Source organism: Bradyrhizobium sp. BR 10289 (genome assembly GCF_019455385.1).
Lineage (GTDB): Bacteria > Pseudomonadota > Alphaproteobacteria > Rhizobiales > Xanthobacteraceae > Bradyrhizobium.
Genome location: NZ_JACOFR010000029.1, coordinates 51,869 through 64,732, shown reverse-complemented (window position 1 = coordinate 64,732; position 12,864 = coordinate 51,869). Strand labels below are relative to the sequence as shown.

Genomic DNA, 12,864 nt, shown 5'->3' with positions numbered 1-12,864 from the left:
CCGCGCGGGAGGATTTTTGGACGCTCATTCGATCAACTCGTCGGCTGAAGCGAGCATGGTATCCGGAACGGTCAATCCGAGCCTTTTGGCGGTCCGCATGTTGATAACGGTCTCGAATTTGGTCGGCCGCTCGATCGGCAACTGCGATGTCGGCGCGCCCTTGAGGACCCGGTCGACGTAGTAGGCCAATCTGCGATAGCTTTCGGACAGTTTGGGCCCATACGTGCAGATGGCGCCGCTCTTCGCGAAGACCTGCCAGCCCGAGATGACAGGCGCACGGTGCTCGAATCCGAAGTCGATGACCCGCTGCCGGTACTGAATGGCGAAGCCGTCGGAAAAGAGCGACATGGCCTGCGGAGGGCTCTTGCCCATGGTCGCCAACGCATCTGTGAGCTGGCCCTCCGTGCCTGTCCCATAATACTCGAGCGCCAACCCGAGTTTTTTCGCGGCCTCTTCGGAATAGGCCCGCTCGATCTGGGACCCGGGATGTTCGGGATTGGCGATGATGGCGACGCGCTTCAGTCCGGGCACGATGTCCCGCAGCATCTCGAGACGTTTGGAATTCAGCTCGGCCGCCATGAAGGTCAGGCCGGTCATGCCGCCGCGCGGATGCGAGAGACTGTCGGCAAAGCCGGCGACGACCGGGTCTCCACTGAAGGCGTAGACGGATGGCGTGGAGAGTTTCAACCCGAACACGATCGAAACGGCCGCTCCTTGGACTACCAACAGATCGACGGGAAGAGCGGTAAGCTCCGCGGCCAGTGGCCCGACGCGTGTCCGGTCGTCGTCACCATACCTGTATTCGGTCTTCAGGTTGTCCCCCTCGCGATAGCCGAGTTCGGCGAGCCCCTCCCGGAAAGCGGCCAAGAAGGGGGGCAGGCTGGCCTCCCGCTGGGCCGTGAGCCAGCCTATCCGGAAGAGCCTGGAAGCCGCACGCACCTGCCTTCGAACCATGATTGCCGAGGCCGCCGCGGAGGCGATGAAGGTGCGACGTTTCACTGATCTCTCCATCGTTGCTGCATCAAGTCCAGCATCAGTCCATTTCGGCCGCGGCTCAAGAGGGTCAATCTTCGGAAAAGGCGCGGTGATTGAAATGGGACTCGGCTCCGCCTGTGGCCGGGAAAAGTCGGCAATTATCCGAGCAACTGCGGAACCTTGCCATCATCCGCGGGTTCTTGCAGGCCGCATCCTGCGGTCAGGAGATTTCGATGAAGAAGCTGATGCTGACGTGCGCGACCGCCGCGCTGATCTCGACGGGCGCCATGGCGCAGTCCACTGTCGTCACGACCACCACCGGCACAGGCCGTGCCACCGCCGTACAGATCGAGCCGGAATACCGCACCAAGATCCGCACCTACGTCACCGAGCACAAAGTTCGTCCTGTGCAGCAGAAGATCGTGGTCGGCCAGCCCGTGCCGCGCGAAGTCGAGCTCGAGGCGGTGCCCCGCGATTGGGGTTCTTCGCTCACCAAGTATCGCTATGTCTACTCGGGCGAGCGCGTGATGCTGGTCGATCCGTCGACCCGCACGGTCGTCCAGGAGATCGACTGAGCCTTCCCGGCGGGTCGCTGATCGTAGCGGCCCGTCACCCCATCCGGCCCCCGCCGATGCCTTGATTTCCCATTTGCGAGCGGCCGTCCATGCCGATCATTCGTTATTTCGTCTTCGTCGGCGGGTTCCTGCTCGCGCTGCTCTTCGCCGCGGATCGGTACCTGCCCGCTCCGGTCGAAGCCGCCGCCGTGGCCGACCCCGACAGGACCATCATCCGCATAAAATCGGCGAGGAGCATTCCGGAGAAGATCGTCTTCGACACCAGCCGGCGGGCCGAAGCGCCGAATCTCGCGCAGGCCGATCCGATCCCTGAAGAGCCGCAGCGGGAAGTGCGAGAAGCAATGGCGGCCGTGCCTGCAGCACCCTCGGGCGAGACCCTAAAGGAAGCGCCGGCCCGCGCTGCGGCGGTCATCACACATCCGAAGCGATCGGCAAAGCTGCCGAAGCGGACACCAGACCGGCGTCTCGCCTTCGAGCGCGCCGACACGACTGCCGGCGGATGGTGGTGAGCGGAAAGCCTGGGAGAGGCCAAGGAAGGGCACCGAAGGGCACCTTTCGCAGCCGGGTCGGCAGCTCGCAGGTGGAGGCCGGTTCATGCTGGGGGCGGGGCGGTTAACTTTGTTGAATTCGTCGCAAAGCTTTTCCGCAGTAAGCTAACTCTTCTTGCGTTGGGGGTTCCCATGTTCGATCCGGCCACGACCGCGCTCTTGCGCGCGGTATTCGACGAGGTCTGCGAAGACGTCTCGCGCCACGAAACCGCGGCGCGCACCCATGTAGCCTCCAGGATTCTGGAAGCGGCAACCGACGGCGACACCTCGCCCGAGACGCTGAAGCAGGTCGGACGCGCGGCCCTTCGCGACGCTCCGACCATGTGGCGATAGGTCGAGGACGGCTGAGGTGAACTTCCAGGTCACCGTGCTCAAGATCCTGGTGAGCTATCCCGACGGGTTCGCCGTCATGGCCGATCTCAAGCGCGACATGGCGATCCTGGCGACGAGCGGGCGCGACTGGTCCGAGCGGACCAAGCGTCTCGCCGCACGCGTGCCGGACCTCGACATCTTCTCGCAAGGACTGGTCGAGCGTCTGAATGGCGGATGGCGGATCACGGAGAAGGGCCGATCCGTGCTCGAGTTCATAGAAGCAAGGCCTGCCGAGAGGATGACGGAGAGCGCTGCGCCCGCTGCGGAGCTGCCGGCGTCAAGTCCTGCGGCGACGCCAACTCTCGCCGCTCGGCGCTCCGGCAGGAGCCAGCGCTTGCAGCGCCGTCGTGCGGCCCGCGAGCGGGCCCGCGCAAAAGCTTGCTGAACGTTCGCTTGTCCGTTTGACGCGGCGGACCGGGAAAAACCGGAAACTTTCCCAAGCGCCTTGAGTTGGCAGCGACTGGGTTCGTCTCCGGAGAGTGAGCATGGCCGGCAACGTCGTCTTGAAGAACGCCACGGAGACCGCCTGGACGGTGTATCGGGCGCGACACCCCGATGTCGACGCGCATGATGGCCGACGTTGTCTCATGGAGCGCCACCTGCATCGGAGGTGGGAAGAGCGACAGAGCGATGCCGAAGAACTCGCGACCTTCGGCTTAGCCTACCTGCAGCGGCTTCCCAGAGACCAATGTTGACGTGCATGAAAACGCTGGTCGCACGCGCATCCATCGGAAGCACAAGGCCCGGTTGGACGCTGCTCGCGATTTCGTTTCTGATGTCCGCGATCATCGTGATCGGCTTGCGCATCGCGTTCGGAGCCTAGCTCGATGCGGATCGCCCAGCTCGCTCCGTTGGCGGAGAGCGTTCCTCCGAAGCTATACGGCGGCACCGAACGAGTGATCGCCTGGCTGGTGGACGAGCTCGTCGATCTCGGCCACGACGTGACGCTGTTTGCGAGCGGCGACTCGAGCACGAAAGCCAAGCTCCATGCCGTGTGGCCGCGCGCGCTACGCCTGGGGCGGAAAGGCGTCGATCCGAACGCCGCCTGCGCGCTCTTGATCGAGGCCATCGGCGAGCGCGCGCGCGATTTCGACGTGATTCATTCCCATGTGGATTGGTTGCCTCTGCCGGTCCTGAGCCGCACCGGAGTGCCGTTTCTGACGACCATGCACGGTCGGCTCGACCTTCCGGGCTTGCCCGATGTGGTCGGGACTTTCCCAAAGGCTCCCTTCGTCTCGATCTCCGACAACCAGCGGCATCCGCTTCCGGACGCCAATTGGATCGCGACGATTCCGCACGGGCTACCCAAGGACCTGCTTCGGCCGTCGTTTGAAGGCGGTGCGTACTTGGCCTTCCTGGGGCGGCTGACGCCGGAGAAGGGGCCGGAAGCCGCCATACGCATCGCTCGCGCCGTCGGTATGCCGATGCGGATCGCCGCCAAGATTCCTCGCGCGGAGACGGCATATTTCAAGAAGAAGCTCGAGCCTGAGATCGACGGCGAAGAGATCAAGCTTATCGGCGAGGTGGACGAAGCCCGCAAGCAGCCGTTCCTCGCCGGCGCCGCCGCGTTGCTCTTTCCGATCGATTGGCCGGAGCCGTTCGGTCTCGTCATGATCGAGGCGATGGCGTGCGGGACGCCCGTGATCGCCTATCGCTCCGGATCGGTGCCGGAAGTCGTGGAGGACGGCGTCACCGGCTTCATCGTGGACGGCGAGCAGGAGGCGATCGAAGCAGTCGAGAAAGTCATCCGCTTGGATCGAAGGAAAGTCCGCGCTCGGTTCGAGGAGCGATTCGTCGCGAGCCGAATGGCGAGGGAATACGAAGAACGATATCGCGAGCTGGTCGCGGGCAGGTAACGCCGCCGAAGGAATCGTTCGGCCGAAACGAAAACGGCCCGCCCAGCGTATCGGACGAGCCGTTCGTCAAAATGGCCTTTTCGGAATAGAGCTGGATTACTGCTCGGTGCAGACCTTGGTGGTTTTCACGGCGGACTCGGCCTCCGTCTTGGTCTTGTAGACGCCATTGCCCACGACCGTCGTGGTGGTGGTAGTCGGCTTGGTGTCGACGACGGTGCACTTCTTGGTGGTCGCGTCGCGGACGATGTAGAACTCGGCGGCACTGGCGGCCTGGGTCCCGAGAGCGAAAGCGGCGAGCGCGCCGCACACGATCAGCTTCTTCATGGTGTCCTCCTAAAGCAGTCTGGAAGTTGTCACCGCTAACGAAGCTGGCGCGGCTGAAGTTCCACTTTTTCCCGGTTATGGCGCCATGAAGCGAAGAGCTTTCAGGTGGCCCGCTTGCCTCCGTCGATGACCTGAAATCGCGGACTGGCCAGCTTGTCTGCCGGCACCACGACCGGCGTAAAATCCGTGTCCTGTCGTTGGGTACGTGTGCAATTGGGGCAGACGAAGAGGTGTGCGATCATCATCGTGGGATTGTCCCGAACGAGTTCGGACCGAAACCATCTCATTGGCTACACGGCAATTCGGACAGGTAGGATTGCCGACTTCTTCCAAGGAATCCTTCAGTCGTTTCATCGGGCGCCCCCCGCCGCTTGGCGTTGTAAGTCGTAACAGTTCGGGCAGGGCGCGAATGTATCAAATGATACACAGCGGGCCACGATGCCATGGGAGATCGTGTGGGACCGGCGCTCGAGAACGATGGGGCGGCGACCCCCTTTTGGTTAACGCGTGTTTGCCGTCCGCGAAGCAGCATGTCCGGTCGCCGGGGAAATCGCAAGCTCGATCTCGCTCCGAATTGCCGACTTTTCCCGATTCGGAACCGAAGGCGGCGCCGAGGGTTGATCGGCGTCCACATTTGGGAGTTTCAGATGAACAAGCGTTTATTCTTGGCCACGACCGCTGCGGTTGCCATCGCGACTTCGGCGTTCGCGCAATCGTCTCCGAGCACGTCGAGCTCCACTCCGTCCGCGACGCAGCAAAAGGACTCCACGTCGACGCCGTCCTCTTCGACGTCGACGCCCCCGAATTCGTCGGGCTCGGCTCAGACCAATCCTTCGGGCAACTCGGCTCAGACCCAGTCGCCGTCGTCGACCGGCCAGACCGCCGGTAGCCAGCCGTCCAATTCCGGGACGGGCACCAACACCACGCAGGCGCCCGCCTCGGGCAACTCGACGAACCAGGCCCAGACCAATCAGCCGGCCAGCCAGTCCACGACCCCGTCCAACCAGGCGCAGACCAACTCGCCGTCGAGCACGACGCAGAGCGCCAACCCGCCGTCCTCAAGCACCAACCAGGCTCAGTCGCCCTCGGGCAGCGGCTCGACCAACACCGCGCAGCAGCCGAACAATCAGCAGAACACGGCGGATCGTTCGTCGAACACCAACGTGAACGCGTCGGTGAACATCAACGACCAGCAGCGGACCCGGATCAGCGCGTCGATCTCGCACCTGAACGTGCAGCCGCTCACTAACGTGAACTTCTCCCTGTCGGTGGGCACCGTCGTCCCGCGCGACATCCGCTTGCAGCCGCTGCCGGCCGAGGTCGTCGAGATCGTGCCGCAGTATCGCGGCTACAACTTCGTCCTGGTGAAGGACGAGATCGTGATCGTCGAGCCCTCGACCTACAAGATCGTGACGGTCCTGCCGTACTCGGGCCGTTCGACGGCGGCGGCGCCGGCGCGCACCGAGCAGCGCAACGTGACGTTCAGCGACCGCGATCGCGAAGTCGTCCGCAAGCACGCCAAGGCGCGCCCGGTCGAGCGTGAGAAGCGCGTGACCACCGGCAGCTCGGTCCGGACCGAGATCCGTACCGGCGAGCGCGTGCCGGAGGGAGTGGAGATCGAGGCCTTCCCGGAGGAGGTCTATCGGGATGCTCCGACCCTTCGCGAGTACCGGTACATCAACAGGGACAGCCGCACCTACATCGTCGAGCCCCGCGAGCGTCGCATCATCGAAGAGATCGATTGATCTCGCAATTAAAGGAGAACAACCATGAAGACCATTCTGTTGGGAGCGCTCACGGCGACCCTGATGGCGGCGTCGGCGAATGCCGCCCCGCTCGCCCCTGCGGCCATCGCATCGGCCGAGCTCGGTGCCACCGAGCAGGTCAGGCTTGTCTGTAACGAGTATGGTCGCTGCTACCGCACCCGCGGTCCGCGCTACGTCCAGCGCTATTATGGCGGGGACGACGGCTACGTGGTCCGCCGGAGCTACGGCTATTACGGCGGCCCCGGCTACTACGATCGCGGCTACGGCTACTATGGCGGTGGACCGAGCATCGGTTTCAGCTTCGGCACCCGGAGCTGGTGAACTGCGAACGGGCCGCTCTCAGAGCGGCCCGTTCTCCGTCGATTTCCTGTGGGGATGATGAGATGTCGGCTGTTGCGAAGCTCCTGGCCCAGAAGGAGCAATTGCTCGCTCGCCTCGAGACCGATCCGGGTCCGAACGAACGGGCCGAGATCCAGGCGCTGCTTTCAAAAATCGAGACGGCGCTGAAGTTGCTCGGCAGCCAGGATTCCACCGCTGCCGTAGCCGACGAGTAGTCGTCGGCGATCGATTTTCCTGAAGCTCTCCCGAAACGACATCCCGCCGGTATGAAGGCCCCAGCTCTAGGGGGCTATGAGCTGGGGCCAGTACCGGGTTCGCCCCTAGGGCAGGGGCGTTGGGAAAACTTGGCAGCCAAGCCTTCGTTCCTGCGTGAAGGAAGTTTGGATCTTCGCGCATCCACACCCGCTGAAGTTCCGGACGTGCGGCCGCCGGTTGATCGCTAGGTCGGGGGTGCTCGCCTCGTCTCGCCGAGCTCCTGGACCACCCGCACGATCTCGTCCGGGTGGAAGGGCTTTCTCACGATACGGCTGCCTTGGACCGGGCGAGGCGGGACCGGCGAGAAGCCGGTCGCGTAGACGACCGGCAAATTCGGGTACTGCTCCCGATAGCGCTCCGCGATCTGCCACCCGTCGACCTGCCCGGGTAGCCTCACGTCGGTGATCAGAACATCCGCGACGCGGTGGTCGCACCAAGCGAGCGCTTCCTCTCCCGTGCTCGCATGGATCACGTGATAGCCGGCCTCGCGCAGGGCATCGACGACGAATTCGCGGATCAGAGGATCGTCTTCGACGAGAAGTACGCTCACTGGGGGCTCTTGTGGATTTAGTGTCTCACATTCGAACGGCGCAACGTTGCGGTCGTTCCCGGCTCTGATGCAGCTTGCGAGAGCGCTGGGCCCGTGGCCTGGAGCAGACGCGCCGTAGTGAGGAACGGGCATGCGTGGCTGCGGTTCTCTGTCCATGAACAGGCTCTTCCCTCTCGTCCTGGAGCATGGGCTTCCGACAGTAGCCAGGTACGCCATTTCGGCGTGCATCATGCTGGGCTGCGCCGTCCTGCAGATGGCACTGCAGATGCAGACGGGTTCGCCGGGATATTTCCTGCTGCTTCCCGGTGTGTTTCTCTCGGGCCTCGTCTTCGACCGCGGCTCTGGAATTTTCGCAGCCATCATCGCGGTCGCCATCGGGGCCTACGTCGGCTATGCCAGCAACAACGGCATGGACTACTTGGCGACTAACGCTCTCTTCGCCATCACCGCAGCCGGAACGGCCGCCGTCGCCGAATTCCAACGCTCCGAGCTGGGGCGGGTGGTTTTGGCGGACAAGACGAAGGCCCTGCTGCTGCAGGAGATGGCTCACCGGACGAAGAACAACCTCGCAATCCTTGGCGGTATGATTAGGCTGGAGGCGAGACACGGCGGTTCGGAAGTCGCGGCCGCGCTGGAGGCCACCGCGCGTCGCCTGCAGGTGATGGCGGAGGCCTACGACCATCTCTCGCCAAAGCGGGATTCGAACTCCGTGAACATGCGCTTTTTTTTGAACAACGTCGTGGAAAAGGTCTTCCAGTCTTTGGCGCCTCCCGGGCCGATTGCATTTCAGGTGGTCTGCGAGGACATCGACCTGGCCAGCAGCCATGCGCTCGCGATCGGCATGATCACGAACGAGCTTGTCACGAACTCGCTGAAGTACGCTTTTCCCGCCGACAGGCCCGGCCACATTGCGGTCTCGTTCGCAAGTGGAAGCGGCATCGAGCTGTCGGTTTCCGATAACGGAGTCGGTCTGCCCGAGGGGGCAGAGCCCGGCGGATTGGGGTCGCGCATCGTCCAGTTGCTCGCCCAGCAGCTGGAAGGTGAAACTTCCTATGAACGGCTTGATCCTGGCCCGGCGAGTTCTGGTCATCTGGTAATGCGAGATCCGTACCCGAGATCTGCTCGCCGCCAAACTGAAGCGCTTCTTGGATAAGTCAACCCTGACTCTCATCCGGTGAATCGCACCTCCTGAAGGCCACAGGGATAAAGGCGGTCCTGCGATCGAGCGCAACTCGCATATCGCGGCACACCACGCATGCAAGGCTTTTCGAAAGTTTGCGGATGGGCTGCTGCCTGGAAGGCTTTTTCCGTGCGAGCAGGGAAAGCGACCAGTGGACCCAGTGGACGCAGATGATACAGGGCCGGCGGCCAAGGGGACCGACTGGACGGCCGAGCAGGTCACCATCGCAGTCGCTAAACTATTTCCTGATGCTCGGACGCGAACGAGCCACCGACAAGATTGGCCGAGCACTACCGGCGGCTGGAGCGGGAGGTGGGACGGTCGGAGAAGTCGATCGAATGGAAGCAACGTGTCGGCTGTTCTGGAGTGGCTCGGGATCGCCTGGATTCCGGGCCTGTTGCCCACAATTCGCAGGACTCCCTGTCGCAGTCCGTCGAGGTCCGGTTGGGTCTACATCCGAAAATTGTAACGGACCCCGTGCCGTTGAAGCCGCGCTTCACGTCGTCAGTGACTGGCCAGAAGCAAAAGAGTCTGCCGGCCTTGAAGACGTTCGCCACCCTATAAGAAATGCTAAGCCTTGTGGAACTTAAGTGTCTAATTGATATGAGCTATTTGGAATTATCGCGGCAGAGTGTTGCAAGCCGGCTACAGCAACGAGCGAGGGAAAGGTTAAGGTGTGCTCGGCAGTGGGGGTACGCGTGTCGTGCTTTCAACTCTTTTTCGGGGAGACACTTTAGTGAGAAGACTTCTGATGACAACGGCCGGGGCATTGGCGCTCGGTCTATCGCCTCCGGCCAGCGCGGCAGATCTGGCTGCGCGTCCCTACACGAAGGCACCTCCAATGGTCGCCGCGATCTACGACTGGAGCGGCTTCTACATCGGCGCCAACGGCGGTTGGGGCTCAAGTCGCAACAGCTGGGATTCGGTTGCCCCGTTCCTGGTGGGCCCCGAAGGTTCGCACGACGCAACGGGCGGCGTTGCGGGTGGTCAGATCGGCTATCGCTGGCAGACTGGAACATGGGTGTTCGGCCTCGAAGCGCAGGGCGACTGGGCTGACCTGCGAGGCAGCAACTTGAGCACGCTCTTCGGACCGGGCTTCCGTAACGAATCGCGGATCAATGCGTTCGGTCTGTTCACGGGTCAGCTCGGCTGGGCCACCAACAACGTCCTGTTCTACGTCAAGGGCGGTGCTGCTGTGACCGACAATCGAAACCGGATCTACTCGACTGCGACTGGCGCCTTGCTTGCCAGCACCGGCGATGACACCCGTTGGGGCGGTACCGTCGGCGTAGGCTTTGAATACGGCTTTGCCCCCGGCTGGTCGGCTGGTGTCGAATACGATCATCTGTTCATGCAGGATCGCACCCTTACCTTCACAACCCCCGCGGGCGTTGCATTCGGTGCGGATCGCATTCGTCAGGATGTCGACCTCGTCACGGTTCGCGTGAATTACAAGTTCGGCGGGCCCTCTGCCGGACGGTACTGACCGCAGCTTTCTCATATCCAGTAAACTGGCCTGGCCGCATTTGCGGTCGGGCCTTTTTCTTCATCATTTTGTTTTCGCTTCTTGATTGTCTTGAACACCAATGAGCGCCCGCCTGAAAGGCGATGAGGTGGAGTCCGCTGTGGGTCAAAAGTGGCCTCCAGTCGGCATGGCCGTGAAGGTCAGCTAGGGGCCAACAGCGGAAATCCAACTTGGGTTGAAATGAAGAGGGCCGCCAACCCGGGGGCGTCTTTAGTCAATGCGCGTCCGGGTGAAGACGCCTATGATCACACCGGTATGGTCCCGAACCGTCACAGTCTCTCGGCTTCGCTCTGCCAACTTCTTGCCCACTTGCAGAGCTTCCCGGGGGCGGTCTAGATCGAGAGAGATCAGCAAATATTTTGGACGGGACAGAGCCGGCCCATCAGTTCGCTCTGTAAGGACATGCCAGGGGGTATCCGTCCGCCGAAATGCTGGATAAGTTGCTCCCGGAGGGCTGAGACGGGCATTCGATGCGTGACGAGATGCTGACATTCCTGAACGGGGGAGGACGGATGGGAGAGCGCATCCGCCTGTTCGACTGGAGGTCAAATTCACTCGGGCCTCCGGATTCGTGGCCGCAATCGCTTCGTTCGGCACTGTCCATTTGCCTGTATTCGAGCTTTCCAACGGCGATCTATTGGGGGCCGGACTTCAGGCTCCTTTATAATGACGCGTGGTCTGTCATCCCGGGCGAGCGCCATCCCTGGGCTCTCGGCCGCCCCGCCAAGGAAGTCTGGTCCGACATCTGGCACGTCGTCGGCCCGCAGTTCGAGAACGTGATGGCCACGGGTGAGGGCTTTTCTACCTATGACGAAATGCTGCCAATGGTGCGTGGCGGCGTCCAGCAGGAGACCTACTGGAACTACAGCATCAGCCCGATCCGCGGCGAAGACGGCGAGGTTGCGGGCATCTTCAATCAAGGCAACGAGACAACTCAAATTGTCCTGGCGCGGCGTAGCTCCCAGCAGGAGATTGCGCGTCTCTCCCTGATGTTTGAACAGGCGCCAGGCGCGACGGCCGTTCTGCGGGGGCCACGCCATGTCTTTGAAATCGCAAACCCCGCTTACTTGCAGTTGGTGGGCCGTAACGACATCCTCGGCAAGTCGGTCGACCAGGCCCTGCCCGAGGTGGCGTCGCAAGGTTTCATCGAGCTACTCGACACCGTCTACAAGAGCGGAGAGCCTTACGCCGGGCGCGCCATTCCGGTCGTCCTGGATCGAAGTGGAATTCGCGAGCAGCGGCATCTCGACTTCGTCTATCAGCCGATAAGCGACGGCGCGGGCGACCGGTACGGCATTTTCGTGCAAGCGACCGATGTGACGGACACGATCCGGGCGGTGGCTGCTCTTCGCGAAAGCGAGGAACGTTACCAGGCCATCGTTAACTCCATCGACCAGATGATCTGGTCGACGCTGCCTGACGGCTATCATGATTATTACAACGACCGCTGGTACGAATATACGGGGATGCCCAAAGGTTCAACCGATGGTGAGGCCTGGAACGGAATGTTTCACCCCGACGACCAGGAGCGAGCCTGGAAATTGTGGCGCCACAGCTTGGCTACGGGCACCCCCTATCATATCGAGTATCGGCTGCGGCACCGCTCGGGTGAATATCGCTGGGTGATCGGACGTGCACAGTGCGTCCGCAACGAGGCGGGCGAAATCATCCGCTGGTACGGCACGTGCACTGACCTGCATGATTTGAAAATGGCCGAGGAGGCCCGGCAGCTGCTGATGCAAGAGCTGAATCATCGGGTGAAGAACCTCTTCCAGCTCTTCGAGGCCATGGTGTACATGACGGGCCGATCGAGCAATACGACGGCTGAAATGAGCTCCGCGCTTAAAGCACGTTTGCAAGCGCTATCGCGGGCACATGACCTCGTCCGGATCGGCGCAGCAGATTCGATGCCGGCGCATTCGGTGTTGCTCATCCATCTTGCTGAACAGATATTGGCACCGCATTTGAGTGACGCGCAACATGGCAAAGTGAGCTTGGCCGGACCGGAAATCCTGCTGGGCGAGAAATCAGCCTCCGCTATGGCGCTCATCCTGCATGAGCTTGCCACGAACGCTACCAAGTATGGCGCACTGGGTCGTGCAGACGGGAAGGTGATGATCGGCTGGGAACTTGCTGGAAAAGATCTGGTTCTGACGTGGAGCGAGCGCAATTCCTCTGCTGCGATTGCCAAGCCGACATCGACCGGTTTCGGCAGCAGGCTCATTAAGTCTGCGGTCGAAGGGCAGCTCGGCGGAAAAGTCGATATTGTTTGGAAGCCTTCTGGCGTACAACTCCGCCTGGAGTTAAGCCAGGCACGGCTGCGCGACTGATCGGAGCACTTCGCTCAACGCAGCATTGATCACAGCGGTTCGCGATTTAGCTCGAAGTTCTATGTACTCCAGTCGCGTCCATAGAGCCCACTTTGTCTGATGTCTGAAAGGGTCAAGGGCCGTCCATGGCAGCCGGATGTCCCTGATGCGGTCATTCTTTGGAAGCGGAAATCGCAGCTCTGTGGGCGGAAGTCAGCAACGGGTCAGAAGCGCCGGTTTGAGCAGCGCCGCGTCACTTCCGGTATGCCCCCGATGCGCTAACAATACCT

General features: G+C 62.2%; 15 protein-coding genes. 12 read left to right on the top strand and 3 right to left on the bottom strand.

The genetic code is table 11. The features are described 5' to 3' along the window. Window positions 1-24: 24 nt before the first annotated feature. Window positions 25-999, bottom strand: coding sequence for an ABC transporter substrate-binding protein (locus HYH08_RS32480; protein WP_220013894.1), 975 nt, complete (start codon window positions 997-999; stop codon window positions 25-27). A 209-nt stretch (window positions 1,000-1,208) separates the two neighbouring features. On the opposite strand from HYH08_RS32480, the gene HYH08_RS32475 reads away from it, so the two are divergent. The 6 genes from HYH08_RS32475 (at window position 1,209) to HYH08_RS32450 (ending at window position 4,326) form a co-directional block, all read left to right on the top strand. After that, on the top strand, window positions 1,209-1,550 hold the full coding sequence (locus HYH08_RS32475; RefSeq protein WP_220013893.1) for a DUF1236 domain-containing protein: 342 nt from the start codon (window positions 1,209-1,211) through the stop codon (window positions 1,548-1,550). Window positions 1,551-1,639: 89 nt separating this feature from the next. Further along, a complete protein-coding gene (locus HYH08_RS32470; RefSeq protein ID WP_220013892.1) occupies window positions 1,640-2,059 on the top strand; it encodes a hypothetical protein in 420 nt (139 codons plus the stop codon). A 171-nt stretch (window positions 2,060-2,230) separates the two neighbouring features. Then, entirely contained in the window at window positions 2,231-2,431 is a 201-nt protein-coding gene (locus HYH08_RS32465) for a hypothetical protein (protein ID WP_220013891.1), read from the top strand. 16 nt (window positions 2,432-2,447) lie between these two features. Next, entirely contained in the window at window positions 2,448-2,855 is a 408-nt protein-coding gene (locus HYH08_RS32460; RefSeq protein WP_220013890.1) for a hypothetical protein, read from the top strand. Between the two features lie 100 nt (window positions 2,856-2,955). Next, the gene (locus HYH08_RS32455) at window positions 2,956-3,165 is read left to right on the top strand and encodes a hypothetical protein (RefSeq protein WP_220013889.1); all 210 of its coding nucleotides are present in this window, start codon (window positions 2,956-2,958) and stop codon (window positions 3,163-3,165) included. 132 nt (window positions 3,166-3,297) lie between these two features. Continuing rightward, entirely contained in the window at window positions 3,298-4,326 is a 1,029-nt protein-coding gene (locus HYH08_RS32450) for a glycosyltransferase family 4 protein (protein ID WP_220013888.1), read from the top strand. Between the two features lie 96 nt (window positions 4,327-4,422). Here the strand turns inward: HYH08_RS32450 and HYH08_RS32445 are convergent, their stop codons facing one another. Further along, the gene (locus HYH08_RS32445; protein ID WP_124162174.1) at window positions 4,423-4,650 is read right to left on the bottom strand and encodes a hypothetical protein; all 228 of its coding nucleotides are present in this window, start codon (window positions 4,648-4,650) and stop codon (window positions 4,423-4,425) included. Window positions 4,651-5,297: 647 nt separating this feature from the next. On the opposite strand from HYH08_RS32445, the gene HYH08_RS32440 reads away from it, so the two are divergent. The 3 genes from HYH08_RS32440 (at window position 5,298) to HYH08_RS32430 (ending at window position 6,970) form a co-directional block, all read left to right on the top strand. Further along, on the top strand, window positions 5,298-6,395 hold the full coding sequence (locus HYH08_RS32440) for a DUF1236 domain-containing protein (protein ID WP_220013887.1): 1,098 nt from the start codon (window positions 5,298-5,300) through the stop codon (window positions 6,393-6,395). Between the two features lie 24 nt (window positions 6,396-6,419). After that, window positions 6,420-6,737 (top strand): hypothetical protein, encoded by a 318-nt coding sequence (locus HYH08_RS32435; protein WP_220013886.1) that lies wholly within the window; start codon window positions 6,420-6,422, stop codon window positions 6,735-6,737. Between the two features lie 62 nt (window positions 6,738-6,799). Further along, on the top strand, window positions 6,800-6,970 hold the full coding sequence (locus HYH08_RS32430; protein WP_220013885.1) for a hypothetical protein: 171 nt from the start codon (window positions 6,800-6,802) through the stop codon (window positions 6,968-6,970). Between the two features lie 224 nt (window positions 6,971-7,194). Here HYH08_RS32430 and HYH08_RS37755 read toward each other — a convergent pair whose 3' ends face one another. Beyond that, on the bottom strand, window positions 7,195-7,560 hold the full coding sequence (locus HYH08_RS37755; RefSeq protein ID WP_271523780.1) for a response regulator: 366 nt from the start codon (window positions 7,558-7,560) through the stop codon (window positions 7,195-7,197). A 229-nt stretch (window positions 7,561-7,789) separates the two neighbouring features. Between HYH08_RS37755 and HYH08_RS37575 the strand changes: the two genes are divergently transcribed. From HYH08_RS37575 to HYH08_RS32410, 3 genes are all read left to right on the top strand, one after another. Beyond that, complete coding sequence (locus HYH08_RS37575) at window positions 7,790-8,713, top strand: sensor histidine kinase (RefSeq protein WP_228748229.1); 924 nt, start codon at window positions 7,790-7,792, stop codon at window positions 8,711-8,713. Between the two features lie 778 nt (window positions 8,714-9,491). Then, window positions 9,492-10,226, top strand: coding sequence for an outer membrane protein (locus HYH08_RS32415; RefSeq protein ID WP_035703233.1), 735 nt, complete (start codon window positions 9,492-9,494; stop codon window positions 10,224-10,226). 509 nt (window positions 10,227-10,735) lie between these two features. Further along, window positions 10,736-12,595, top strand: a complete 1,860-nt coding sequence (locus HYH08_RS32410; RefSeq protein ID WP_035709162.1) for a PAS domain-containing HWE histidine kinase family protein — start codon at window positions 10,736-10,738, stop codon at window positions 12,593-12,595. Window positions 12,596-12,864: the final 269 nt, after the last annotated feature.